Source organism: Paenibacillus sp. FSL H3-0333, assembly GCF_038002805.1.
In the GTDB taxonomy this organism is placed as follows: domain Bacteria; phylum Bacillota; class Bacilli; order Paenibacillales; family Paenibacillaceae; genus Paenibacillus_AQ; species Paenibacillus_AQ silagei.
Genome location: NZ_JBBODG010000001.1, coordinates 5,943,218 through 5,969,006 on the forward strand (window position 1 = coordinate 5,943,218; position 25,789 = coordinate 5,969,006).

19 protein-coding genes are annotated in these 25,789 nt (G+C 52.9%); 5 read left to right on the top strand and 14 right to left on the bottom strand.

What is annotated here, in order from left to right; all coding sequences use genetic code 11:
• Window positions 1-2: 2 nt before the first annotated feature.
• The 5 genes from MHH78_RS26310 to MHH78_RS26330 all read right to left on the bottom strand — a co-directional run bounded on the left by MHH78_RS26310 (window position 3) and on the right by MHH78_RS26330 (window position 4,978).
• A complete protein-coding gene (locus MHH78_RS26310) occupies window positions 3-1,286 on the bottom strand; it encodes a citrate transporter (RefSeq protein WP_235191726.1) in 1,284 nt (427 codons plus the stop codon).
• A gap of 134 nt (window positions 1,287-1,420) precedes the next feature.
• A complete protein-coding gene (locus MHH78_RS26315) occupies window positions 1,421-2,770 on the bottom strand; it encodes an FAD-dependent oxidoreductase (RefSeq protein WP_341169344.1) in 1,350 nt (449 codons plus the stop codon).
• Between the two features lie 38 nt (window positions 2,771-2,808).
• Entirely contained in the window at window positions 2,809-3,549 is a 741-nt protein-coding gene (locus MHH78_RS26320) for a response regulator transcription factor (protein ID WP_076079025.1), read from the bottom strand.
• A 270-nt stretch (window positions 3,550-3,819) separates the two neighbouring features.
• Window positions 3,820-4,548: an HAD family hydrolase gene (locus tag MHH78_RS26325; RefSeq protein ID WP_341169345.1), complete on the bottom strand. Its 729-nt coding sequence runs from the start codon at window positions 4,546-4,548 to the stop codon at window positions 3,820-3,822.
• A 172-nt stretch (window positions 4,549-4,720) separates the two neighbouring features.
• A complete protein-coding gene (locus MHH78_RS26330; protein ID WP_036721536.1) occupies window positions 4,721-4,978 on the bottom strand; it encodes an AbrB/MazE/SpoVT family DNA-binding domain-containing protein in 258 nt (85 codons plus the stop codon).
• A 385-nt stretch (window positions 4,979-5,363) separates the two neighbouring features.
• Here MHH78_RS26330 and MHH78_RS26335 point away from each other — a divergent pair, with 385 nt between their 5' ends.
• From MHH78_RS26335 to MHH78_RS26345, 3 genes are all read left to right on the top strand, one after another.
• Window positions 5,364-5,783, top strand: coding sequence for a MarR family winged helix-turn-helix transcriptional regulator (locus MHH78_RS26335; protein ID WP_341169346.1), 420 nt, complete (start codon window positions 5,364-5,366; stop codon window positions 5,781-5,783).
• A gap of 143 nt (window positions 5,784-5,926) precedes the next feature.
• The gene (locus MHH78_RS26340; protein ID WP_341169347.1) at window positions 5,927-6,562 is read left to right on the top strand and encodes a hypothetical protein; all 636 of its coding nucleotides are present in this window, start codon (window positions 5,927-5,929) and stop codon (window positions 6,560-6,562) included.
• Between the two features lie 17 nt (window positions 6,563-6,579).
• The gene (locus tag MHH78_RS26345) at window positions 6,580-6,888 is read left to right on the top strand and encodes a hypothetical protein (RefSeq protein ID WP_036721527.1); all 309 of its coding nucleotides are present in this window, start codon (window positions 6,580-6,582) and stop codon (window positions 6,886-6,888) included.
• Window positions 6,889-6,997: 109 nt separating this feature from the next.
• Here MHH78_RS26345 and MHH78_RS26350 read toward each other — a convergent pair whose 3' ends face one another.
• From MHH78_RS26350 to MHH78_RS26365, 4 genes are all read right to left on the bottom strand, one after another.
• Window positions 6,998-9,094: a glycoside hydrolase family 36 protein gene (locus tag MHH78_RS26350; protein ID WP_341169348.1), complete on the bottom strand. Its 2,097-nt coding sequence runs from the start codon at window positions 9,092-9,094 to the stop codon at window positions 6,998-7,000.
• A 374-nt stretch (window positions 9,095-9,468) separates the two neighbouring features.
• Window positions 9,469-10,794, bottom strand: coding sequence for an ABC transporter substrate-binding protein (locus MHH78_RS26355; protein ID WP_076079030.1), 1,326 nt, complete (start codon window positions 10,792-10,794; stop codon window positions 9,469-9,471).
• A gap of 122 nt (window positions 10,795-10,916) precedes the next feature.
• Complete coding sequence (locus MHH78_RS26360; protein ID WP_341169349.1) at window positions 10,917-12,563, bottom strand: response regulator transcription factor; 1,647 nt, start codon at window positions 12,561-12,563, stop codon at window positions 10,917-10,919.
• Window positions 12,556-14,418, bottom strand: coding sequence for a cache domain-containing sensor histidine kinase (locus MHH78_RS26365; protein WP_341169350.1), 1,863 nt, complete (start codon window positions 14,416-14,418; stop codon window positions 12,556-12,558). Before MHH78_RS26365 ends, MHH78_RS26360 begins: the two co-directional genes overlap by 8 nt.
• A 207-nt stretch (window positions 14,419-14,625) precedes the next feature.
• Between MHH78_RS26365 and MHH78_RS26370 the strand changes: the two genes are divergently transcribed.
• Together MHH78_RS26370 and MHH78_RS26375 are read left to right on the top strand one after the other, a co-directional pair.
• Window positions 14,626-15,516: a carbohydrate ABC transporter permease gene (locus MHH78_RS26370; RefSeq protein WP_036721513.1), complete on the top strand. Its 891-nt coding sequence runs from the start codon at window positions 14,626-14,628 to the stop codon at window positions 15,514-15,516.
• Window positions 15,516-16,352, top strand: coding sequence for a carbohydrate ABC transporter permease (locus MHH78_RS26375; RefSeq protein WP_341169351.1), 837 nt, complete (start codon window positions 15,516-15,518; stop codon window positions 16,350-16,352). The genes MHH78_RS26370 and MHH78_RS26375 overlap by 1 nt, the downstream gene beginning before the upstream one ends.
• Window positions 16,353-16,436: 84 nt before the next feature.
• Here MHH78_RS26375 and MHH78_RS26380 read toward each other — a convergent pair whose 3' ends face one another.
• The 5 genes from MHH78_RS26380 to MHH78_RS26400 form a co-directional block, all read right to left on the bottom strand.
• Window positions 16,437-17,546 carry a response regulator gene (locus MHH78_RS26380; RefSeq protein WP_341169352.1) on the bottom strand — a complete coding sequence of 370 codons (1,110 nt, stop codon included), beginning with the start codon at window positions 17,544-17,546 and terminating at the stop codon, window positions 16,437-16,439.
• A gap of 36 nt (window positions 17,547-17,582) precedes the next feature.
• Window positions 17,583-20,690, bottom strand: coding sequence for an ATP-binding protein (locus MHH78_RS26385; protein WP_341169353.1), 3,108 nt, complete (start codon window positions 20,688-20,690; stop codon window positions 17,583-17,585).
• A 129-nt stretch (window positions 20,691-20,819) separates the two neighbouring features.
• Window positions 20,820-23,174 carry a beta-galactosidase gene (locus MHH78_RS26390; RefSeq protein ID WP_341169354.1) on the bottom strand — a complete coding sequence of 785 codons (2,355 nt, stop codon included), beginning with the start codon at window positions 23,172-23,174 and terminating at the stop codon, window positions 20,820-20,822.
• 109 nt (window positions 23,175-23,283) lie between these two features.
• A complete protein-coding gene (locus MHH78_RS26395) occupies window positions 23,284-24,852 on the bottom strand; it encodes a DUF3502 domain-containing protein (RefSeq protein WP_076079131.1) in 1,569 nt (522 codons plus the stop codon).
• A gap of 70 nt (window positions 24,853-24,922) precedes the next feature.
• Window positions 24,923-25,786, bottom strand: coding sequence for a carbohydrate ABC transporter permease (locus MHH78_RS26400; RefSeq protein WP_425355110.1), 864 nt, complete (start codon window positions 25,784-25,786; stop codon window positions 24,923-24,925).
• Between the last annotated feature and the right edge of the window lie 3 nt (window positions 25,787-25,789).

Below are 25,789 nucleotides of genomic sequence, written 5' to 3' on the forward strand. Positions count from 1 at the left end.
CTCTAAAAGGCAATCATTCCCGCGATAATCATCGAGATCATCACCGCAACGAACATCCAGGGCAGCGTCTTGCGCAGCGTTTCAATAATATCCGTCTTCGTGTAATCGGCGATCCAGACATTATGCGAGTTGGTCGGATCACTGACGGCCTGCAGATTGCTCACAATACGCAGGGCGAGCATCGCTGCCACAGGGGCCATGCCACCAGCCACGATCAGTGCCGCAATTCCGCTGCCGAGCCCCCATACATTGAGCGGCCCCCGGTAGATTGCCAGCGGAGAGAGCAGGGTGAAGACGAGAATATACATTAGCGGACTCGTCGGAATAATGACTTCGATCAGCGGCTGGATTAACGAGGCCACCTGTGGCGCAGTTACCGCACTAAGCAGCATCCCGATTCCGATCATCAGACCCAGCGCACCGGCCACATCCTGAATGCCTTCAACCAGCGCACTAGACAACACATGGAATGGACGCTTAGGGGTGGCCAGCAGCAGGGTGACCAGAGCCCCCATGAAGACCGCCGAGACAATATCCACCTTCAGGAAAAACACGAGCAGCACCGGAACAAGCGGACTGATGAGCGCAATCGCTCTTACATTCTTGTTGTCCTGAGCCTGAAATTCCGGCTTGAGCGGCATTGCCCAGGCGCGGCGGACCTTGCCGTCTTTGCGGGTGTAATAGACGATCATAATCAGGGCAATCACAATCAGCGGGACGGCACAGACGAGCGAATAAGAAGCAATCGTGTTCGTTGGTACCTTAAGCACATCGGTATAGATCGCCCAGGTAGAGACGTTGAACACCACACCGACCGCATTGGCCAGTAGTACTACCAGACCGCTTACAAAGGGCTTAAGTCCGGCTGTCAGCATAATAGGGATAGCGATGGTCCCGACCAGAATAACCATACCCAGTCCGTTCGCGGCCGAGAAGATCACAGAGGCGGCGAGGAAAAAGATAATGGCTATCGCCAGCGGCTTATCTCCCGCCAGCTCCGCTGCCTTGCGGATAATGGTCTTCGTGATACCCACCTTACTGAGAATCTGGCCGAACCAGGCGCCGAAGATCAGTCCCGCGATCGCGGTGGACAGCTTCATGGCTCCGCCTGCAAGCACACCCTTCGTGATGGTGAAGGTGTCCGGGTTATCAGACAGGAGCGGGATGCCGGCAATCGCCGCCAGCAGAATTGCCATCATTGGCAATGCAAGCAGTGTGGTCAGCTTGCGGGTCATCATCAGACCCACAAACACAATGAAAACAAGTAAAATCCCGATAATTTGCACGGTTTCCAAACCTATTCCTCCTAAATTTTTGTTGAATATACGTTGTTATAAGAAGTATTTACAAATCTATTGAACGTTGGTGGGGGGCTGACCAGCCGCTTTAGTTGCACATATTACAGTTATGACGCCGCGCGTCACACTTCCAGATAAGCGCCATGCGCCACAAGCATCTCCTGCAAGCTCTTATAATCCACCTGCTGCACAGGAACTCCCTCTTTGACAGCCAGTGCTGCCGCCGTACCGCCCGCCTGCCCGATTGCGCCTACTGTCGGTGTAGTCCGCACAGCCGCCTGGGCTTCAAAGGTAGCCGAGAGGCATCTCCCCACAACAATCAGATTGTCGATCTCGCTGGTGATCAGGCAGCGGTAAGGGATGCCGTACATCGCGCCCCACTCCAGATGATCTGTTGCCGTTCCCTCGCCATCCGGGCTGTGAATATCAATCGGATACCCGGAGTGGGCTATCACATCCTCGAAGGGCTTCACCGACAGGATATCCTGTGCGGTCAGTGTGTACACACCTTTGATCTGGCGGGAGCCGCGTACGCCGATAGACGGGCCTGTGGAGACAACCACTGAATCTTCGAACCCGGGAATATACTTTTTCAGAAAAAGCTCCAGCTCCCGGCACTGCTTGCGGCCCTCAATCTCGGCCTCGCTGAGGCTCCACGGGTCTGTGCTGTCCTTGCCGAGAATGCGCGTTGTATTCATGATAATCTCACCGGGATTGCTCGTCTCGAAGAATAGCACATCCTCTCTCGGAATACTGATCTCACCGCGCGCCTTCGCTTCACGGAATTGCTTGTCGAAGCCGACGACAGAGAGTCTGGCCGCCGAGTCCATCACCGTAATATCCAGATTCATGCGCGGAAAGTCCTCACGGTGCTCCCGGATATACGCCTTGATCTTCTCCGTGTCTACTCCCCTCATCTTCATCTTTAGGGTCATCGGCTGCGACTGCTCGTCGGAATCGCGCCCTTTGGTGAACGGGACGCCGGACCAGGCCGCCAGATCACCATCCCCCGTAGCATCAATGAATACATCCGCCGAGACCCTGCTAAGCCCGGCTTTATTGCACAAGGTAAGCGATGTAATGCGTCTGCCGGAGACTTCAGCACCGGCCAGCATCGTATGATACAGCACCTCGCCTCCGCTCTCCTGCAGCATCAGATCCAGCTCGTATTTCATCGCTTCGGCATCGAATGGTGTCACCGAATAGGTGTAATTCGTCGCATCCGGGATATGCCCCGGCGATTTGCCGAGCGCCCGGAGCCGCTGAATCAGCTCATCGGTGATTCCCTGGATAGCCTGCTTATCCCCCGCGTGAAAAGTCATCATCGGTCCTACGCCCGCAGCAGTCAGGGTTCCGCCCAGGAACCCCCCCGCCTCGATAATCAGCGTCCGGGCGCCTGCTCTTGCTGCTGCGATAGCCGCGATGGAGCCGGACACCCCGCCTCCCGCCACAACCACTTCATATTTCCGCATCCTTGCTCCTCCTTCTTCTTCTAAAGTGAACGGTTACATTACTGCTGCTCCCTGTATTGCGTTGGGGTGCAGCCGGTATAGTCCTTGAATACCGCCATGAAATGCTTCGAACTTAGGTAGCCGGATAATTTGGCAACCTCATAGATTTTGAGATTCGTCTCCTTCAGCAGCTGCTTGGCCCGGTTCATCCGGCACCGGGAGACATAATCCGTAAAGTTCTGTCCGGTCTCCGTCTTGAACAGCACCGACAGGTACTGATGATTCAGATGCACCTGCTCCGCCATATATTGCAGCGAAATTTCCTGATCCAGCCGCTGGGCAACCAGTTCTTTCACTTTGCGGATCAGTTGCCTGCCCTTCTGGTCGGTCTCCCCCTCTTCCGGCTGGCCCGGCAGAGCATTCCGGGCTCCATGCTTGCGCTTGAACTCCCCTAAGGCCTGGGCCAGCTCCGTGCGGTCAACCGGCTTCAGGAGATAATCGCTGATGCCGTATTTGATGGCCTGCTTTGCATATTCGAAATCGGCATACCCGCTCAGAATCAGGATATACAATTCAGGGTACTGGTCACGGACCCGCCGGATCATCTCCAGCCCGTTCATTTCATTCATCCGTATATCCGAGATCAGGACATCAGGCTTCACACTCTTGAGTGCCTCCAGTGCAAGTCTTCCGTTCTCTGCCTCACCCACCACCTGAAAGCCGCCGATGACCTCCTCAATCAAATGCTTGAGGCCCGTACGGATCAGGGCTTCATCCTCAACCAGAAACAGCTTGTGCAACCCTATCCCTCCAAATACAGTATCTGGCCAACGCCGCGCTTCGCCAAGCTTCTGAGGCTCATTCCTGGTGAAACGCTTACAGTACCAGTATAAAATTTGAGCACCTGCAATGAAACGGCCCTCATTCGAGAAAAGGTATGAAATTTCGAGATGAATCCGCGTCCGCTCCGCAAGATATGAAACCGGATGCCCTTCACGCCTGTAGTACGGCGGAAATGACATCCGGTTCTGCTTGCTTGTATATACACAGCCCGCTTCTGGCCTGGCTGATTACAGGCTTTGCGCTGTGCTGTTATCATACAGCGCAATCAATTCATCGAATGATGAGATAATGACATCCGAGCCCTTCAGCTCATCCTGCCGCCCGAAGCCGGCATAGGCGCAGCCGATAACGGTCTGTCCGTTGCCCTTGCCCGCCTGTACATCGGAGGAACGGTCCCCGACCATCCAGGCACCGCCGATCTTGTGATTGTCCAGCAGAAGGCCGAGCAGCTCGGTCTTCGTTGCCGTGCCCGAGCCGCCCGCGCTGTACAGCCCCTCGAACAGGTCCTTCAACTCGTGTACGACTACGATGCTATGGATATAATCCTCCAGCCCGTTGCTGGCTACGAACAGCTTCACTCCGCGCGCGTGCAGCGCACGCAGCGTCTCGACTACCTTAGGGTACAGGACTGTCCCTCCGGCCTCCAGCCCCTCAATCTCCAGCTGCAGGAGCAGTTCATCCGCCCGGCGGTGTACCGCCTCATCCGCTTCCGGCATTACGTTCTTCCAGATATCCGCAAGCAGCATGCCTAGACTGCCCAGGATGCGCTCCTCCGGCGGAGTCGGGCCGGAATGCAGGCCTTCTTCCCGCAGGATATCAAACATTTTATGATAGGCGGGCAATAACAGGCTTTCTGTCTGGAACAGCGTACCATCCATATCAAATACGATGGCTTCCGGCTGGTTTAAGTTCGGCAGCGGTCTGTTCCCCGCCTGTGTCTGTTCTTCGTTGCTCATGAGGTGAATCATCCCTTCCAATTGTTCTTCGGTCACACGCCCTAATGATATAGGAAGCAGCAGATGTTGTCTACGAACCCCTAATTACAGAAAGGGACCGCAGTGCAAACACATGGAGTGCTTACACTGCGATCCCTTCTGTTCATACTGCCTGCTGCCTCAGAATCTTAACTTATACGTTGTCGAAGCTTGAGATCAGTTCATCAAGAACATCTTTGCTGACCATTTTACCCTTGAAGTTGATCAGGTTCTCGGAACTTCCGGAGAAGATGCAAGTAGGTTCATATTTTCTGAGAATGATCTTTTCGCCGTCCACAAAAATTTCGAGCGGATCCTTTATGTCAATTCCCATTGTTCTGCGCAGCTCAATCGGAATCACAATACGTCCCAGTTCGTCTACTTTTCTTACTATGCCAGTTGCTTTCATCATTATGCATCCTCCCTTGAAATAACACTTGGATCATCATTCGGTGTTAAAAGCTATCAAAGCTTCTAATAAGTAGAAATGATTAGTCTATAATAGCATTGTAAAGTGCTATTTCTTTCCTGTCAATTTTATTTCTACATCTTTTGATATTTATCGACAAAAAATTCGACAAAGTTTAGAGTTTTTTCGACAAATTTATAATCGAAACCGTTTTATATCCATTTTATTCTTTTCATTCAATTTTTGCCCGTAATGCTGGAGGGGTATGGCTGAAGCGGTTCTCCCCTTAGCTTACGGCTGCTCCTTAGGAACTATACTCTTCCTTTACTTGACAAGAAAGATATACAATCTATATATTTTACGTAATATACTATATTGGAGTGTTTCCATGAGCAAAGAAGCTGAGAAAGAGCAAGCCGTCTATACCGTCATGGAGCATATGGCCAGCGTGCAGCAAAAGTCACAGGCGTTCATAGACCGGATTACGAAAAAAGGGTCACTCTCGCAGAACCAGATCATGCTGATGTTCCTGCTGCAGCTCAGCGGCTCTCTTAATATTACGGATATCTCAGAGCGGCTAGTCATTACGCCGGGAGCCGCTTCGTTCATGTGCGATAAGCTGGAGGATCTGGGATACATCGAGAGAATGCGCACGAAGGAAGACCGCAGAGTCGTCAATATTGTTCTCACCGGATCAGGCAAGCAGCACATCCTTTCTCTCTTCGACACCTTTGCATTGACTGACCTTGACAAAATATCGGTTGCCCTGCAGAGGATCGATGAGCTGATGGGCGGAATGTTACAGTAGCATCAACGGCTATCCTTTAAGCACAGACTGCATTTCCCATCGGGGAGTGCAGTTTTTTTGATAAAGAACATATATTGATTAAATATTTCATTTAATATATATTATAGTTACTTAAATAATATATAACGGTGGTGATTGAACCTATGCCTGCACTGAACCCGACACCTGCGGCCAATAAACCTCTTAAAATCAACGGCTCCCGGATCTGCCGGGGGGATATGGATGCCTCCCATGTGGAGGTGCTGGGCCACCTGCATGTCAGCGGGAGCTTGACCACAGCACGCCTGAGGCTTAGAGGAGAATGCTCCATAGGGTTATCTTGCAATACGCAGGAGCTGAGCAGCTTCGGCAGTCTGCGCGTTCCTGAACTCAGGGGCGTGAGCATCACGGCCAATGGATACCTGTCTGTTACCGGTGAGGTTGCCGCAGAAGAATTCATAGCCGAGGGCTGCGTACGTATAGACCGCTTGTCCTGCATGGGAACCATCCGCATCAAGCTGGGGGCCTTGTGCAAGATCAGGCACATGACCTCGGCAGGTGATATTATCGTGTCGCCCTCCTCCAGGCTGCTCCCTATTCCGCTGAGTCCTTTCCGCAAGCTGCGCTGCGGGATCATTGAAGGGGCTGACCTCACCCTATACCGGACGCAGGCAGACCTTGTGTGCGGACAGAATGTTACGCTCGGGCCGGGTTGCTCCATCCGGGAGATCCGTTACCGGGAGACGCTGACGATTCATCCACATTCCCGGATAGGCAAGATTATTCAGATGAATACATAACGATGGAGGTACACAACATGAAATCTTCTTCTTCTGGTGCAATGCCTATACTGCTGAACTATCTGGCAAAAGGATTCGTCATCCTCTTTGCATTGCCCGTACTGGGCGTCTGGGTGGCCGGGAGCCTCATCTGTGCCATCATCGCTCCGATAGCCGGCTTGCTGCGGACCTTCGGAGTCAGTGCCATAGGGATGGGGCTGACCCCATCCTATTCCGTCCCGGTCTTTCTCAGCTTGCCCTTCAGCCTAGTTCTAGCGTTCCTCCTGCTCTTGTCCTTTTACTACACCCGCCGTTTGCTGCTGTTAAGCCTAAGCTTCATCAAGTAGCAAAAAAGGGGTATTTCAGCAGCCATTCACCGGTGCAGAAATACCCCTTTTTGTATGCAAACCACCCCATATCAGCTGTTCAGCCTCTTCTAGGTGTGCGAAGCTGGCCCTACGAACGAAGCTCGAAGAGCCTCGCAGTCTTGCCGGCGGGCAGCGTAACGGTCAAGCTGCCTTCCGGGGCGTCCCAGCTCCACTGCGCCCCGTGCGCCCCAGGATACGCACACCGGGCCTCCGCCCCGCGGCCCCTTAGCTCAGGTATGGGCAGCGTGACCGCAGCCGCTTCTCCGGCAATCCGCCATACAGCAATATAGCGGATGTCTCCATGACGCAAGCCGAAGCTGATCCATTCCCCTCCACTGTCAGGCAGACCGAGCGGCCAGAAGGCGTAGGCTTGCGGAATGTGGGCGCGGATAGACTTGTAGTAATCCAGCGCCTCCTTCACCAGCGCCCGGCGTCTTGGCGTCAGCTCGGCCAGATGGCCGCTCTGATGAACGCGAAGCAGCAGCGAGTTAACCATATTGAAAATGACCTCTTCATCGTCACCCTCGCGCAGCGGATACGACCAGACCGCCGATTGCTCAGGAGTCAGTGCAGCCGGAGAGCCTGCAGCAATGGCAGCATACTTCACATAATCCTCCTGGTCACTGGTAGACTGGATGCTGTGGCGGCTGAGCATGGCGTAATCCATCCGCATCCCGCCGCTCGAGCAGTTCTCGATGACGAGCTGCGGATAACGGGCGAAGATGCTGTCCAGCCAGGCCAGATAAGCGCGGTTATGCTGCAATAGACCATCCCCGAAGCTGTCCGCCGCCGTCTCCGTGCCAATGCCTGCATTGATATTATAGTCCATCTTGATATACCCGACGCCGTATTCCCCGACCAGCCGGGCAATCACGCTGTCAGCATGCTTGATGACCGCCGGATTACGGTAATCGAGCTGATAGCGGCTGCGGTCCTTGACCCGCTTGCCGTGGCGCATGAAGAACCAGCTGTCGTCGGTCTCCGCAAGCTTCGGACTGTTGATACCCATCACCTCCAGCTCCAGCCAGAGGCCGGGAATCATACCCTTGCTGCGGATCACATCCAGCACATACTTGATGCCTTCCGGGAAGCGCTCAGCTGAAGGCTCCCACTCGCCGACCCCGTCCCACCACTCGCCGGGAGCATACCAGCCAGCGTCGATACAGAAGTATTCACAGCCGACCTCGGCAGCGGCATCAATCAGCGGCAGCAGCTTCTCCGTTGTCGGGCTTCCCCACAGACAGTTCATGTAGTCATTGAAAATCACCCGCAGCAGCTCATTATCCTCATTCGGTCTGCGGATCAGCCGCCGGTATGCGGTAAGCTGCTCTGCCGCCTCTCCGAACCCGCCCTCTACTACACCTGCGGCCACCGGCACGGAGGTGAAAGCTTCGCCGGGGGCGAGCCTCCGCCACCAGTGATTGTCATGCTCGGTAGGCCCGCTGACCAGCAGTGTAAGCTGGTCTGCCTGATCCGTCAGCTCCCAGTGCCAGGAGCCGTTATGTTCAATCTGCCAGAACAGGCTGCTTCTGCTCTCCTTGTTGCGCAGCACGGCCATTGGCAACAGCTCAGCCGCCGACCAGGAGCCGGTATTGCTGGCGGCAACCCGCTTCGATCCACGATCGGCGAGATGGGACATGCCCAGCTCGGGCAGGCTGTAGCTTTTCCACTGCAGTTCACTCTGCCACCCGCTGTGAGCAATACTCACTTCGATTTTGTCATTGCGGTCTCCGCTACCCTCTTTGTCCACTCCAGTGAGTGCGAATGAAGAGATATACTCTACAGCCGCTTCTGCACTGCCTTCATTTCGAACCACTGTCCAGGAACGGACAATCTGCACACCGGTATAGAACTGATAATGCTGTACTGCCTTTACACCCGTCAACGGGTCAGCCAGTGTAAGCTCCAGCTTCCGTCCCAGCGGATTCACCGTGTCCCTATGCCCGTCATACACCATGCGCAATCCCGGATAAGAAGCACGGTGCGTCCGCCCGTGATATTCCTCTCGGTCTTCCCCCGACAGCTGCAGCTCCAGCAGCCGGAAGCTTGCCTTATGCTTCTCTTCTATGCTCCCTGCTTCCAGCGGCGCTGCGCCGAAATGCAGCAGCCGCACATCCTGCTCCCCAGTAATTTCAATCGTAAGATACAGCCCGTTCTCGGCTATGTCTATGAGCCTGCTGTCCATGCCTAATTTGCCTCCTTACAAAGGTTGTTATCTTGGTCTCTTTGTTTATCTTTGGTCTCTTTGCACTTCCTGGCCCATCCTGAATATAAGGTCTTCTCTTATATTCGTAATCCCTGAATTTTTGTGCAGCCGCATAAGTGGCGAAGTAACGGAGGGAGGTTTGGAATTGGAGGAGCGATAGCGCCCGCCTTTAGGTTTGGATTTCTACTGCGGCCAGCAGTTTAAATCGGGAAATCCAAACATAACAGCGGCCGGAAATCCAAAGCTCACGTAGTTACGTCCAACCACTTACACCCCCTCCCCCGCCTAACAATCCGCATTACATAGAAAGATGGCCTCTCAGCAATCCTCAGAGGCCATCCTTAATCCTAATTTTATTCCGCAGACCCGAATTGAATCCAGGCCTTCTGAATTTCATCCATCGCCTGATCCTTCGTCTTGCTGCCGCCGATATAAGCCTGCATCAGCTCACCGAATTTCTGGTGGAACGTATCCAGGGAGTAATTCACCGACAGGTCGCCGGATTTCTCCGTCTTCAGGATTTCTTCCATTTCCTTAGGCATCTGCAGGTCAGGCATCGGAGCATCCTTGATTGGAGGAATGACCTTGGCTACGTTAGAGAACCAGCTCTTCCCGTAGTCGGACGTATACAGCCAGTTGAAGAACTCAATCGTTTCTGCCGCTACCGCAGAATCCTTATTGATCCGCAGTGCCTGGTCAGCACCAGTGATAATCTGGGACTGCTCCGGTTTGTCGCTGACAGGATACCCGGCGATGCCGAGGTCGAAGTCAGGGGTGATTTTCTTAATCGCTTCTTCATCCCACGCGCCTTTACCGGTCATGAAGGCTGTTTTGCCCAGAGCAAAATCACTGACCTCAGCATTGCTGTCGCGTTCAAGCGGCTTGTCTGTTCCGTGTTTAACCGTTGTATCAATGAAGCTGAAGAAGTTATCGCTCAGCACCGGATGATCCTTGAAGGTCGTCTTCCCGGCGATGAAGTCCGCTACGAGCGTCTTGGCATCGGTTCCGGCATCGGTCGCTGCGGCGTCTACGAAGTGCTGGAAGATATGCTTCCATACCCACCACTCTTTATAGGCGTTGGCGAAGGGTGTGATGCCCTTGGCTTCAAGCTTGGTAATCGCATCGTCCATTTCAGCAGTTGTCTTAGGCACTTCAGTGATGCCGGCATCCGCCAGCAGCTTCTTGTTGTACATCAGGACGAACAGGTTGCCCTTCACCGGCAGTCCGAGGACTTTGCCATCGGTAGAGCTCATGTTGGAGCGGACGGCATCCGTCATCGCTGCGGCCAGCGGTTCATTGGTAAGATCGGCACTGTATTCGGCAAAAGTATCGATATCCCCGCCCGCCGTGGTCTGGAACACATCCGGTGTGCTGCCGGCGGCAATTTTGGATTTCAGCACCGTATTGTAGTCTGCCTGCATGATTTCCAGATTGATCGTAACATTCGGCTTAACCTTCTTGTATTCCGCAATATAAGCATTGAAGGCATCCGTGTATTCGGGAGAGGCGGTGAACATATTAATCGTGACGGGCTTAGCAGAATCCGTTGGTGTATTGCCTGAACCAGCTGCTCCACCCGTGTTGTTAGCGGCATTATTGGTGTTATTTCCGCCGCAGCCGGCCAGCAGTCCGCCCACCAGCAGCAGACTCGCAGATAATGCCATGAATCGTTTTAACATGATGTTGCCCCCTTTTTCCTTATGCATCTTGTGGTCTTGCTCATCATTCTAAATAAAAAGAAAAAGGATAAGAAGGTACATAAGTGAACTGATGAGGGTAAAAAAGTGTCCATGTAACCGTTTCACTTTTCTACCCCTGGCAGCTGCAGCCGAAATTCAGAAGGGGAGCAATCATAGTAATTGCGGAACGCCTTGCTGAAATAGTTCTTGTCCTTATACCCCAGCATTTCAGAGATATCCTGAATTTTGAGGGCAGGATCGGTCAGTAGTACTTTGGCTTTGTCCATCCTTACCTTCTGCACATACTCGTGAATGCCGTAGCCGTATTGTCCCTTGAACAGCTTCATCAGATACTCTCTGCTCAGGAAATATTGTTCCGTGAATATCGATATCTTAATATCCTCGAAATAATGGTTATCAATGTATGCCTTGATATTCTCCAGCACGCTGCTGCGGTCTCCGGCCACTGTCCGGCTGATCTCGCCCGCATAACGGTCGAAGATATCGTTAAGCACGCCCGCAAACTGCTCAAAGGAGGAGAAGTCGCTGAGGATGCCCAGAGCTGCCAGGCTGCTGTCCTTCCCGCTGCGGATCTGCGGCGGCATGGCACCCAGCTGGGCAGCAATCTCGCCCAGCAGCAAGAGAAAGCCCTGAAGGGTCCGGTCCGCTTCACCAAGCGTGAAGCCTTCCGTCTCCTGGCATTTGCGGATGAATTCGCTGAGGATGCTGCGGGCATGGTTCACATTCCCGCCCTCCAGCGCGCTGCGAATCTGCGGCATCCGCCCCGTCAGGGAGGGAATATCCTTCGCTACGGGATTCATCACGATGCCCTGCACAATCAGACTGCCCCTCAGGCTGAGCAGGTCAATCGTATCTAGTGATGCTTTGGCCTGCTCATAAGAAGCGGCAATGCTGAGCGAATCACTGCAAGGCTCCCCGATTCCGCCTGCACAGATGATCCCGAACAGCTCCTTCAGGGTAGAGGCTGCTTTTTTCATATGGTGCAGCGACAGGAAGGCCGCATCCGCTTCATAACCGCCCTTCATGGTGAAGATTGCAATGAATTCGCGTTCCCCCTTGGGGCTGGCGAAGCTGAACGACTCGAACTGCCCGTCCGTGTTCTCGTTCATCACATTCGTTACGGCAAAATGCAGCAGATCCCGGTCTCCATGGAATCTTTCCTTACGCACCTTCTCCAGATTCAGCATCCGCAGAAGGCCGACAGCGAAGTGGCTGGCCGCCCCGTCCGCCCCGATCAGCGGGAGAAAAGCCTCATTGGACTGGGTTTTGAAGCTCCGGTCAATGATGGACAGATACATCTTCTCCTTCAGCTTCGGCAGCGACATATTGAGTGTAATATTGCGGCTTATGAACTCGCTCTCCCGCTTCCGCTTGGCCTCCAGCACCCCCACCGCCTTGCGCAGTGCATGGTTAAGATCTGTGCGGTTCACCGGCTTCAGCAGGTAATCCACCACCTTCGAGCGGATGGCCTGGCGCGTATACTCGAAATCATTATAGCCGCTGATCACAATCAGCAGCAGGTCCGGGAATTCCTGCTCGGCAATCTGCAGCAGCTCGGCTCCGCTCAGCTCCGGCATTTTCATATCAACCAGCACCAGATCGAACCGCTCACGGCGCAGCAGCTCAAGTCCCGCCTTACCGTCTGTCGCCTCCCGCACCTCGCTGACACCGAGACCCTCCCAATCCCCCAGGATATGAATCGCTTCGCGCAGCGGCTCCTCATCATCAATAATCAGCACTCTATACATGTTGTCCTACTCCTCCCCGCGGCAGCCGCATATCCATTCGTGTTCCCTGCTCCGTGCTATGAATGACCAGACCCGACTCCTCTCCATACAAAAGCTTCAGCCGGGTATTCAGATTCTTCAGCCCGATACTCTCCATACCGTCCTCTTCGGCCGTGTCCGCTACGCGCTCCTCCCACTGCATCTGAAGGGAGCTGAGCACCTGCTCCAGCCGTTCTCCGCTGATGCCCGGCCCATCGTCCAGCACAGAGATGACGCTGTGTGTGCCGGTGATACGCGCCTCAATGGTGATGGTAACCGTACTTGATACCTTTTCCAGCGCATGCTTGATGCAGTTCTCCACCAGGGTCTGGAGCGACAGCTTGGGAATCCGCAGCTCCATCAGGCTCTCATCCCAGGCGTACACCACCTGCATCCGGTTCCCGAACCGCGCCTTCTGCAGCGCCAGATACCGCTCAATATGCCGCAGCTCCTCCCTTGCCTGCACGACATCCTTGCCGCTAATGCAGTATCGCAGGGTCAGGGCCAGGTTGTCCACCATCTCGACAATATCGTCGTTGTTGTTCTTGAGTGCCTTGGTAGAGATCGCCTGGAGCGCATTGTACAGGAAATGGGGATTAATTTCAGCCTCCAGGGCTTTAAGGACAGCGTTCTTTTCAACGATTTTCATTTTATAGCGTTCATTGATCAGCTCATTCGTCTTCTCGACCATCTTGTTGAAATGACGCGACAGGTAGGCGATCTCATCCTTGCCTGCAACCGCAGCCTGCGCATCGAAGCTCCCGGTACTGAACCGCTGCATCTGGAGCGATAGATTCTTCAGCGGATGGGTAATCCGGTTCGAGGTGAAGCTGACCAGCACCACAGAGACGATCAGGAACAGCAGGCCAATCGCCACACTTAACGTACGCGTCGTTGTAGCTGCTTCATAGATTTGCGTGTAGGGAATCGGCTTAACGAGCTTCCAGCCTTCCTTTTGGCTGATATCATAGATTACCAGGTACTTCTGCCCCTTATCAGACCAGGTTACGCGCCCCTTCTGCTCCGGTGTCAGCAGCTTCGCCAGTCCCGCCTCCTTGCTCTCCCGGTAGAATTCCTTGTCATCCACCTTGAAAGGCTCCCCGTCCGGGCTGATATACATCAGATGCTCTCCGGTGCTGAACGGGATATCCCGCATAATCTCATCGGTCACGGAAGAGTTCAAATATAGCGATAATACCGCCTGCGGCTCGCGTGACACGATGGAGCGGATCAGCCGGTGATAGCCCATGAACACCTTGCTATGGTTGACGGGGTAATCGGCGCTGTTCACGCTGGCCGGCTGCTCCTCCACGAACGACTGATAGGAACGGTTATACGGACTCTTCAGCGCCCGCTTATACCACGGCAGGTCATCAATAGGCGGATGCTCGGAGACCCGGACGGTGATGTTATAGTTCTCCTTGGTGACATAATAATACTTCTGCTCCTTGATTACATAGAGATAGGCAGCCTCCAGATCATTGCGTGAAAAATACAGATTCCGCAGATAATCCTCCACGTACATCCGGGAGCTGTAGTCTTCCGATTCATGCAAAAGCGCATAATTGAACTCATCGTAGGAGATTTGCGGCAGAGACAATTGCTCAATCCCGCTCAGATAACTCTCCAGATTCCGTCCGACCAGGAGCAGGTTGTTGCTAGTACTGGCAATGCTGTTATCGACCGATTCCCGCTGCAGCATGCTATAGGATATGTAGGTGAGTGAACTGACCACCAGGATGATGATAATCGTAAACAACAGAATCAGCTTGTTAGCCAGGCGGCGGGACACCCGCGCCAGTAAAGGCTCGATCAGCTTAACCCACACTTTTCTCATGATGCTCTCCGCTCTCCCCGCTGCCGGTTTTGGGGACTTTTCCGGCCTCCGCAGTCCGTTCACCTTTTTACCCTTAACTGTACTCTTAAATCCATTTTTGACGATACGGGTCTACTCTATAATACACAATATAGACTAACCGGAATGGTTAAGTGTGGCAAGCCAGGCCTACTACTCCCACCCTATAACTCAAGAAGAGGTGCATCCATGTTAAAAACACTCGGCAAAAGATGGCGCGAGAAATTCGAATTCGGAATCTTCACTCTCCCGGTTCTGATCTGTATCGCTGTAGCCTTCTATATTCCGTTCGCCATGACCATCCGCTATTCGATGACCAAGTGGAACGGGATCTCCAAGCACCCCAAGTTCGTCGGGCTGGATAATTTCAAGCAGATCTTCTCTGGCGATACCAACTTCTCGGATGCTGCCTGGTTCACGATTAAATACGCGGTGCTCTACATTATCATAGTCAACGTGCTGGCGATTCTGCTGGCCGTGCTGCTGGACATGAAGCTGAGAAGCACCTCCTGGCTGAGAGCGGCCTTCTTCATCCCTTATATCCTCAGCCTTGTGATTGTCGGCTTCATCTGGAAATTCATCTTCATGCAGGGCTTCAACTCGCTGGGCGAGAGCACCGGCTGGGCGATCTTCGATCTAAGCTGGCTCGGGACACCGGGACTGGCCTTCATCTCCATCCTGGGCGTATCCATCTGGCAGTCGATCGGGTTCTATCTGGTCATCTACATCGCCGGTCTGCAGTCTGTGCCTGAGGATCTCAAGGAAGCCGCTACAGTAGACGGTGCCGGACCGCTGAGACGATTCTTCAGCATTACGCTGCCGCTGCTTGCCCCATCGATCACGATCTCTGTGTTCATGGCGCTCACCAATTCAATCAAGGTATTCGACGTCATCCTGTCGCTGACCGGCGGCGGCCCCGGCGGAACTACGTATAGTATCGCTTATGATATCTACAGGGATACGTTCCAGAACAATCTGTACGGCTACGGCACGGCGAAAGCGCTTATCCTGTTCCTGGCTGTGCTTGTCGTGACGATCATCCAGCTGACCGTCTTCAAACGGAGAGAGGTAGAGGCCTAATGACAACCAAACACAACAAGGCAGGCAAGATCATCCTGGAGGTTATTCTGGTCCTCTTGTCTCTGCTATTCCTGTATCCGCTGTTTCTTACGATTATCAATTCGCTCAAAAGCTTCGGCGAGGTCATGACCGATGTCATCGCCCTCCCGCAGAAGCTGACCTTCAGCAACTACTCCTATGTCTGGGAGTTCATCAACTATCCGCGGCTGTTCCTGAACAACTTCATTATTACCGGTGTCGGCCTGCTCGGTATCGTATTCATCTCCTCCATCGCCGCTTATAAGCTGGCCCGGACCAAGACCAGATGGAGCGGTGTCCTGTACTTCCTGTGCATTATGCCGATGCTGATCCCGTTCCAGTCGATCATGCTGACGGTCCTCCAGACCGCCAAGAACCTCAACCTGTCGGAGAGCACCTGGGGACTGGGTCTCCTATATTGGGGCTTCGGCGCTCCGCTGGCGGTGTTCATCTATCACGGCTTCGTGAAGGGTATCCCAACAGAGATTGACGAGAGTGCGACGATTGACGGCGCTTCCGGCTTCCGCCTGTTCTTCAGCGTGATCTTCCCGTTGCTGAAATCGGTCACCACGACCATCGTCATCATTGATGTCATGTGGATCTGGAATGACTTCCTGCTCCCGCTGCTGATGGTCAACGGTTCACCGGAGACGAAGACGTTAACGCTGGCGGCTTACACCTTCGTGGGCCAGTATACCTCGGACTGGCAGTATGCCATGACCGCTATGGTAATGGCGGTGCTTCCATCGATCGTGGTCTTCATCTTCCTGCAGAAATACATTGTGAAGGGCGTTGTCGCGGGGGCGGTTAAGGGCTGATCCTGTTCTCACAATGCAAAGAGGCGTCCCCATAAGCCGTGTAACGGCTACATGGGACGCCTTTTCTTTTTGTCGCGGGATATACTAATGAGCCTGCAGCCATTCATTCTTGATTTCCGGCGGCAGCTCAAGCCCCAGCTCATTTTTACAAGCCGCTTCAAACTGCTCATACCGTCTATTGATATTCTCTAATGCGCCGCGTCCTCTATACATGCTAATCAGGAGGCGGTTCATTTCCTCCTCCAACGGATACAGCGACAAGTATTGCTCAAGACGTAATTCCGCTGCTGCTCCATTTCCAGCCGTAAGCTCAGCCACCGCCAATTCCCGGACCATTGCTGTATATTGCTTGAAGAAGGCTTCCTCTAACGGGATCTTCCATAAGTAATTCTTGCCCTCCAGCAGCGGCCCCTGATACAGCGAACAGAGCTCTTCGGCTTGCTCTGTGGTCAGTCTGCCCTCACTGTGAACCTGCTGCAGTTGATGATACTGCAGGAGATCATATTGTTTATTTGCCGTATCCAGCCTGTAACCGTCATTAAGCTTCTGTATGCTCATCGGAATTCCGTTCTCTTTCAGGACCTTTTTTAACAGGTACAGGGTATTATGCAGATTGGATAATCCCCGCTCTCCCTTCGCATCCTGCCACAACAAATCAATGAGCTTCCACTTGCTGATATACCGTCCAGGGTGGCAGAGAAGATAAGCGAACAATTCCTCGGTCCGGCGGGTTCGGAAGTGGACCGGGAGTCCCTCCGGATTAAGGACTTCAAATTCACCGAAGCAGCGGACGGAGAAGCTAGACTTGACGGTCTCTGCGGGAATATGGGTTGTCCGGTGCTTGAACAGCCGCCCGGTGACCCGCTGAATCGCTTGCGGCGTGACAGGCTTGAGAATATAATCAAGTGCACTTACTTCGAATGCTTCAAGCGCATAATCCTTATAAGCCGTAGTGAACACTATCTCTGCCTGACCCAGCTGTTCATGGATGTGCACTGCAAGCTGCAGCCCGTTCATCCTCGGCATCTCCACATCAATGAACACGATATCCGGTTGCAGCTCCTGCAGATTCGCCAAGGCCTCTACCGGATTCGTAAAAGCTCCTACAATGCTGTAATTGCTATTTTGGCCAACCAGCACCTTCATTAAATCCAGGATTGGCCGTTCATCCTCAACAATCATCGCCCGAAACATGGAAGACCCCTCCTTCACGCAGAATCATATTTACTCCTACTCCTCAGAAGCCCCTTGCCCGGAGCCGCCGCCGCTGAGCGGCAGATAGATCGTTACCTTCGTACCGCTGTCTGCTTCAGAATGAATGCTTAAGCTGGCTCCCGGAATCATATCCAGACGCTTGCGGATATTCTGAATACCAATGCTTCCTTGCAGCTCTCCTTGACTGTTCAACGTATATAACAGATCAGCAGGAATGCCTACACCGTCATCTTCGACTATAATCCTCATGTATCCGTCACCAGCCTGAATCCTTAAGGCAACCTTGCCTTGCCCCTCCTTCTCGAACAGTCCATGACGGATGGCATTCTCAATAAACGGCTGGATACAGAGGGATGGGATATTCACTGCCTTCAGGGAATCATCCACCTGGCTGCTATAGTCGAACCTCTCCCCGAAGCGGGCTTGTTCAATTTCCACATAGGCTTGAATCAGCTCCAGCTCCCGGTACAACGGAATGACGAGTGTGGAGCGATCCATATCGAGAATAAAGCGCATATATTGGCTGAGCATGGTTAACAGATAAGCTGCCTTGACGCCATCGGTATAACAGAATGAGATGATACTGCTCATCGCATTATACAAGAAATGCGGTTTGATCTGGGCTTGATGGAACGCATGCTCATGCCGGATCGCTTCCTGGATCGACGATTTCATGGCCAGCAGGTTATGAATCCGGGCCATCAGCGTCTCGCTCTCAAAGGGCTTGGTCACAAAATCATTCGCCCCGGCCCGGAAGCCCAGCGCGATATCGGATGGCGCATCCTTGACTGTGGCGAACAGAATCGGCAGATCAAGTATAGAATAACGGCTGCGCAGTGATTGGCATAATTCTATCCCCGATGTACCCGGCATCATGATATCCAGAATGACAAGATCCACTTGCTGATATTCCTGCAGTTTGGTCAATGCCTCCTTGGCGGAGAAGGCTACCAGCACATTATAATCATGACGACGGAGAATATTCAGCAGTGTATGGATGTTGGAGGCCTCATCGTCTACAATCAGAATGGTCTGCCCTTCCCGCTCCAGTACATCAAGCACCGTATAATCAACATCGGCATGCAGCGCGTAAGGTTCGGATAAGGCAGCCTGCTGATATTCTGGAATAGGGTCCACTACGGGCAGCGTAAATACCATGCGGGTCCCCTTGCCCTTCTCCGACCAATCCACCCGAATCACCCCGCCCATACGCTCCACCAGCTTCCTGCTGATATACAGCCCTACTCCCATTCCGGTATATCCGTCCTGCGGCAGCAGCCTGTCCACCTGCTCGAAATATTCAAAGATCGCCGCATGGTTCTCTTCCGATATCCCCGTTCCGGTGTCCTCCACTTCAATGAAGACCTCACTCCCGGCTACTCTTGCTGTAATCTGAATCGATCCTTGACTGGTATGCTTAATCGCGTTATGAACCAGGTTATACATCACCTGCCGCAGTCTGCTCTCATCCGCGAGTACCCATGTATCGGCTTCCACTTGATTGAGCAGCTGCACCTCTTTGCCCGCCAGCTCGAACCGGAGAATATCATATACAATTTGGACAGCCACTCTTAGATCAACAGCGGTCTGGTGCAATCGCAGCTCTCCGTGCCTCAACCGGCTGACATCGATCAGATCCTGGATCAGCATCGACAGCTTCGTGGACGTATCCTTAATCAGCCACAGATTCTGCTTCTGGCCTGCATGCAGATTCTCTTCCTGATTCTCCAGTAAAAAAGAGGTCATATTCATTATTCCGTGGAGCGGTGTCTTAATCTCATGAGAGGTGTTCATCAGGAATTCATCCTTAAGCTGGTTCGCTGTCCATAGCTTACGGGATAGAACCTCTGTTTTGGCATACGCATTCGAGAACCTTACAGCCAGCAGGATATTAATGAGCACAATAAATGCAATAACTCCGCATCTTCCTGTAAAATTACTCTGCACAATATTCTCGGAATAGAGGCCGTCATTCATCAGATAGATCATCAGCGCAATGGCTCCGCCAATGAACAGCATCAGCTCTGCACGGTCTGCCACCTGACTCTGCCTGCGGATATACAAATAGACCATTCTCGCTACAATGCCGAGCATAACGATCCAGAGATAGAGTATAAAGAAATATTTCACACGAATATGCACCGCGTACGGCAAAAGCACAACCATAACAAGATAGGCCATAAACGGGGTAAGAATCAGCTTCAGCCTGCGCAGCGACATCAGGTGCGACTCTACGGTACAAAAGAACACAATAATCAGTATCGCGCTAAGAAAGTGGCTGACATCCAGCAGCTTATACGAAAAATCAAAGGGGACAGACGGCAGGAGACGCTGAAACATCTTTTCCCCATACAAGGAGTTCTGCAAGGCCAGAAACAATAAGAAAAATCCGCTAAACAAATACTCCTTCTCTTGGCGGCCAACAAAATAGAAGCTGAGATGATAGGCACCGAACATGGCCAGGATCAAAATGATTCCGATATCCGAACCGATCTGTATCATATTGCGCCGGGTGATGTCCTCTTGTGCTCCAAGCGTGAGGGAGTTCACAATTCCTCCGGTGACAAAATTATAGTTAGAGACTTGGATCACAATCTCGAGCCTGCGGGCATCCGGATGAAAAAATACTGAATACGGTGTGTTTCCGGGTTGAAACGCGCCTTTGTCTGTGGAAGGAAGCCCGCTGGCCCCCTCCTCCTGTCCACCAATAAACAGACGGTGGGCCATGCGGATGCTTCTTATTTTCAAGCCGAGTATTTCATCGGTATCCTTCAATAATACCTGCAGACGGTAGGTGCCTGAACCCCTGCTGCTCATCCCGCCAGCGGGATTCTTGCCGCGCCAGGTGCCGGGAACCTCCAAATAGGCTGGCGGAGAATCATACCGGCCTTGCCGGAAATCCTCAGGGCCCAGCAGCTCATCCTGGTAAAACTCCCACTCACCATCCAAATTCACGACTCCCTGCTGCTCAAGATTCCATGAGGACAGATCCAGTACTCCCTTCTCCACGCTTACCTCATTTTGAGGAGGCCGGGTCAGTGAGAAGATCATGAAGATCAAAGAAAAGATAATACAGAAGAATATGCCGATTCCCGCAAGTCTGCGGATATTTACCTTTCTCACAAACAGCCTCCAGTTCAAATCATCGATGTTCTCATTCTAACTTAATGCACTTATAAAAATCTCACAAAATACTCAAATAGAAAAAAGCACCATCCAGCGGAGCTTCCTGGACAGTGCTTCCTTCTTGCATTATCTTGTTAGTCTGATCCGGTACACCTTCGTAGCGGTCACACTATGGAACACGGCAACGGCTTCGCCCTCAAATACCTTCTCTACAGCCATGGCAGCATCGTCGGCCAGCTTAACAGCACCTGTCCGGCGAGGTGTCGTTTCCAGAACGATCTCGCCCCGGCGCAGCACATCGCGGAACCGGGACAGGCCGATTTCCCACGGCAAGCCGTTATAGAAATGGTCGTGGAACAGCTGTCCTGCCGCGAAGGCATAGCCCACATTCCCGGTATAGTCAATGCTCAGCAGCACTTCTTCCGAGCTCTCGAGGACATCCTCAGGTAACTGGAGGACAACCTTGTGGTCCTGAATCCGGCGCATCGTAACCGCAACTTCCTTCTGCGGAACCTGTACCTCATAAGCCTGGAACCAGTCCTCTTTACGTCCGCTGACCGTTGCATCAGCCTGTGCCGTATTCCACTGCGTTGCCGTCTCTGCTCCGCCTGTGTATTCACGGAAGGTGAATGCATGATGTCCCTGGCTGATGAATTCAATTCCGCCTGCGGTCTGAACCGGAGGAACCGGTGAGAAGATGATCCGGCTGCGGCCGTCCTCCTCAAGCTCCCACAGAGCCGCAGCTTCACGAGCGCTCATGGCATAGATACGGACTTCTCTGGCTCCGTCCCGCCGGATCACAATCATGGAAGATTGGCCGTGCGGAATCAGTATATTGTAGCCGCTATTCTCTGCTACGTCCCCGGTCTCCGCGCTCACCTCCAGAATACCGGCATCCGCGTCAATCTGGAACTCAGCGTCGATGCCCTCCGGCATAGAGAAGAAGTAGGTGGCTGCTTCCTCCGTTTCAATAGCCGTAACAGGCTGGGCCGTGGCAGCCTTAAGATTAAGACCATCCAACGCGAAGTTGAACGGCAGCAGGAAGGAAGCCTTGGGCTGAACCGTCAGCTTGCTCCGCTGCGGGAAGCTTAGCGTCTCCTCTCCCAGTTCTACCGCAAACACAACCTCCTCGTGCGTATCCATCTCCACATGGTCCTGATAATTATTGACGAACAGGAAGCCGGACTTGCCGTCCGTGCGGACTGCATAACGCAGCGTATGCGCATCCTCCGGCGTAACTGCTTCTGCCCCTTCAGGAAGCACAGTTGCCATCGGTGCAAGCCGGTCAGCGAACCGGCGCAGGAAATAATGAAGCGGACGAAGCAGGTGATTCGACTCACGGATCTGGCCAAATTCACCAATTGGCGCCTGGAAGTCATAGGTCAGCTTCGGCGTAGTGCTCTCATTCAGGTATCCCGTTCTTCCCACCGGATTGGTTCCGCCATGGAACATATAATACCCGATGAAGTTGCAGCCTCCGGCAAGCTTCATTAAGGTCATGGCGATGACACTTTCCGGCTCCACCTGGAACCGGGACAGATACCAGGTCTGCATCCCGCCGCCCATCTCACAGCAAGCGAACGGGTATTTCGTCCGCGCATACGGCGGATTGAATTCGCCGCCCGGCGCCTTGTCATCATGGAAATTCACGAATACGTATTCCGGTGTCGGCTTCTGAACCTGATTCGGGTCACTGATGCTCCACGGAGTATAGGCATACCCTCCGTAGAGCGGAAGCACCTCATCCTCCAGGAACGGCGCCTCGCCCCAGCCGGTGCTGGTATAGATCGGAGCGATCAGACCGGAATCCACTGCATACTGCTTAAGCAGACGCATATGCTCAGATCCCGCTTCACCGCTCGCTCCGCCGCTGAGATATTCGTCACCCTGCTTGGCGGTCTCTTCCCAGAGAGCGGCCGCAGCATTCAGCTCATTCTCCAGCTGAATCCCGATCACCGGTCCGCCATCCTTGAACATCAGCCCATCGGCCTGATTGCCGATCTCCTTGAACAGGCGGTTCACATACTTCAGGTAGCCCTCGTCATTGGAGCGTACATCGAATTCCCGGCCGAACAGCCAGTCCGGCAGTCCGCCGTTGCGGACCTCGCCATGACAGAACGGACCGACACGCAGGATGACGTATAGGCCATTATCCCGGCACAGCTCCACGAATCTCCGGAGATTGCGGTTGCCTGCCCATTCGAACGCTCCTTCCACCTCTTCATGATGATTCCAGAAGATATAGGTCGCCACCACATTGATGCCGGACAGCTTCATCTTGGCAATTTCGCTCTCCCAGTCCGCTTCGGGATACCGTGAATAATGGAATTCACCGCAGATGGCGAAATAAGGCTTGCCGCTGCGCTCCATATAATAATTCGTGAAGCGGATCTCATCCCCTTGGGGATTGCTCCCGCCCAGCCGCAGTGTGGACGGGTAGATCTCTTTGGCGGCCCTTAGGGCCTGAATCGTATATTTCATTGAAATTGCTCCTTTGCCATAATGTATGATCCGTATATAACCTATACTTATAATTTCACAAAAACTGCCCCAAAGCTATTGCTTTGGAGCAGCCCGTAAGCTTATTCTGTTATTTCTGCGCTGCAAGGAATGCATCGATTTGTTTCTGCATTTCAGTCTGCACCTTATCCAGACCAGCTGATTTCAGCTGCTTGATCAGGTCTGCCTGGCCTTTCGCCAGATCTTCGATCAAGCCATACTCCAGCGGAATCGCATAACGCAGCATCACGTTGCCGATGTTAGCCACTTCGTTCTTCACTGGCGTAGTGTCGAAGACGAAGGTTTCCAGCGGGAAGTGATAGATGCTGGACTGCCAAGTGTTGAACATATCGTCCGCTTCCTTAGGATACGCTGCATCCTGACGGTTCAGCGGAGAATTCCAGCCCCAGTTCGAGAAGCCAGTGTAGTTAGCGGCAGCAGGACCGGCGGTGAACTTCTTGTCGCCTTCCGGATTGTAGTTGCTTCCGGCGATACCGTACATAGTCAAATCGTGAATTTCCTTGTCATTCTGCAGTAAATCCAGCAGCATCAGTGCGCGCTCAGGATTCTTGGAGGTTGCATGCACGGACATCCCGTTCTGCGTTGAGATCGCAGCAATTTTCTTTTTGTCCGGGGTAAGGTCAGCAATACCCAGCTCCACATCCGGTTTGTCACGGCGCATTTCAGCCAGGTTAGCAGCTACAGTACCCAGATTGTGCGCATAAGAGGATACTTTGCCTGCTTTCACATCCTGCCATACATCGTTTTTGTTGCTGACTACGTTCTTGGACCACGCGCCATTATCGGCCAGGTCTTTGTAATATTGAAGCAGGGAAGTGAATTCCGGTGTGTCATAGATATTGAAGACTTTACCGGAAGCATCGTCCAGCTTGTAGGCTAGCGGCAGCAGGCTGGCATCTACCAGGTTGAAGTTGTTGTTCTGCTCCAGCAGCGTCTGATCCAGCTCATGGAATTTCCAGCCGTCCGCCGGCTTAGCTCCATAAGCAGTAATGCCCTTTTCGTCCTTGGCAATCGCCTTCAGGTAAGTCGCGTACGATTCAGGACTGTTGATTTCCGGCAGGTTATGCTTTTTGCGCAGATCCTCACGGTACAGCACCACTTTGTCGGTTACTTCAACATTGTTGTTAGGAACCATATAGAGCTTGCCGTCCACCTTGGCTTGCTGCCAGTTCACTTTCGGCATCGCTTCCCAGGTCTGTGGCATGTATTTGGTCAGCATATCATCCGTTAGCTCCAGGAATCCGCCTTTCAGCGCCTGATCGTTATAGAAGGCCCAGTTCGCTGTATATACGAGATCGAAGTCTTCATTCGCTGCGAATTTCAGCGGGTATTTCTGGGTCCAGTCAGACCAGTCGAGGAATTCGGTTTCTACGGTAGCATTGATTTTTTCCTTGAGCTTGGTGTTCAGCTCTCCGAAGACCTTGTCATAATCCCCGGGCTGTGGCCCGAGCAGAATCATTTTGAGCTTCACTTCTTTGGAGGTGTCCACAGCGCCGGAATTCGTTCCCTCGGATGCTGCCGGAGCCTTCGTAGCCTCCGCTCCTGTATTACCATTATTATTGCCGCCGCAGGCACTGAGGACTGTTCCAAGCGCCATCATCGTTGCAAGCGTAACTGTCAGTTTCTTTTTCTTGTTCATCATGACCTGTATTTCCCCCTTAAATAATAGTTGCTTTAAGTCTTATATTGATAACCAGGTTGCCCTGTAATCATCCTTTGACTGCGCCAATCGTAAGTCCTGTTACAAAATACTTCTGGATGAACGGATACGCCAGCAGGATCGGTCCTGTAGCCACAATCGTCATGGCCATCTTCAGACTTTCGGTTGGCAGGTCTGTGTTGACCACCGCACCGGAAGCCATCATCGCCTTACGCATTCCATCCATATTGCCTAACATTTTGTAGAGATAATACTGCAGCGGCATCAGCTCCGACTTGGAGATGAAGAGCAATGCGTTATACCAGTCATTCCAGTAGGCCAAGGCAATGAAGAGGCCAATGGTCGCCAGCGCCGGCTTGGACAACGGCACGATCAGCTGCATGAAGATCCGGAAATCGCCGGCTCCGTCAATTTTGGCGGATTCAGTAATCGCATCCGGGATGCTGCTCATGAAGGACTTCATGACAATAATATAGAAGACGTTCATCATCATCGGCAGAATCAGTACCAGAAGCGTATCCTTCAGATGCAGATAGTTGATGATCATCAGATACCATGGAACCAGACCGCCGCTGAACAATGTAGTGAAGAAGAAGAAGAAAGAGAAGCGGCTGCGCCATTTGAAATCTCTCCGGGACAGCACGTAGGCTGTCATTGACGTCAGGAACAATCCGACAATAGTACCGATAGCTGTAACGGAGATCGTCACGCCATACGCTCTGAGCATCTCAGCCGGATACTTGAACAGCAGGCTGTACGCCTCTGTCGAGAAGGCGGTCGGGAAGATCTGGAACCCTTTCTCGATAATCGCGCTCTCTTCACTCAGAGAGGAAGAGATGACCAGAATGAATGGGAAGATACAGAATATGGCCAGTACCGTTAGGGTTACGTATCCGATGATGGATAGCACCATCTT

Coding starts and splice junctions, on each gene's coding strand:
- MHH78_RS26350 (WP_341169348.1), bottom strand. CDS start 9,094: ATGGACAGCAGGCTCATAGACATAGCCGAGAACGGGCTGTATCTTACG.
- MHH78_RS26335 (WP_341169346.1), top strand. CDS start 5,364: ATGAGCAAAGAAGCTGAGAAAGAGCAAGCCGTCTATACCGTCATGGAG.
- MHH78_RS26345 (WP_036721527.1), top strand. CDS start 6,580: ATGAAATCTTCTTCTTCTGGTGCAATGCCTATACTGCTGAACTATCTG.
- MHH78_RS26340 (WP_341169347.1), top strand. CDS start 5,927: ATGCCTGCACTGAACCCGACACCTGCGGCCAATAAACCTCTTAAAATC.
- MHH78_RS26315 (WP_341169344.1), bottom strand. CDS start 2,770: ATGCGGAAATATGAAGTGGTTGTGGCGGGAGGCGGGGTGTCCGGCTCC.
- MHH78_RS26380 (WP_341169352.1), bottom strand. CDS start 17,546: ATGTTTCGGGCGATGATTGTTGAGGATGAACGGCCAATCCTGGATTTA.
- MHH78_RS26355 (WP_076079030.1), bottom strand. CDS start 10,794: ATGTTAAAACGATTCATGGCATTATCTGCGAGTCTGCTGCTGGTGGGC.
- MHH78_RS26400 (WP_425355110.1), bottom strand. CDS start 25,786: ATGGTGCTATCCATCATCGGATACGTAACCCTAACGGTACTGGCCATA.
- MHH78_RS26375 (WP_341169351.1), top strand. CDS start 15,516: ATGACAACCAAACACAACAAGGCAGGCAAGATCATCCTGGAGGTTATT.
- MHH78_RS26325 (WP_341169345.1), bottom strand. CDS start 4,548: ATGAGCAACGAAGAACAGACACAGGCGGGGAACAGACCGCTGCCGAAC.
- MHH78_RS26390 (WP_341169354.1), bottom strand. CDS start 23,174: ATGAAATATACGATTCAGGCCCTAAGGGCCGCCAAAGAGATCTACCCG.
- MHH78_RS26360 (WP_341169349.1), bottom strand. CDS start 12,563: ATGTATAGAGTGCTGATTATTGATGATGAGGAGCCGCTGCGCGAAGCG.
- MHH78_RS26370 (WP_036721513.1), top strand. CDS start 14,626: ATGTTAAAAACACTCGGCAAAAGATGGCGCGAGAAATTCGAATTCGGA.
- MHH78_RS26330 (WP_036721536.1), bottom strand. CDS start 4,978: ATGATGAAAGCAACTGGCATAGTAAGAAAAGTAGACGAACTGGGACGT.
- MHH78_RS26365 (WP_341169350.1), bottom strand. CDS start 14,418: ATGAGAAAAGTGTGGGTTAAGCTGATCGAGCCTTTACTGGCGCGGGTG.
- MHH78_RS26395 (WP_076079131.1), bottom strand. CDS start 24,852: ATGAACAAGAAAAAGAAACTGACAGTTACGCTTGCAACGATGATGGCG.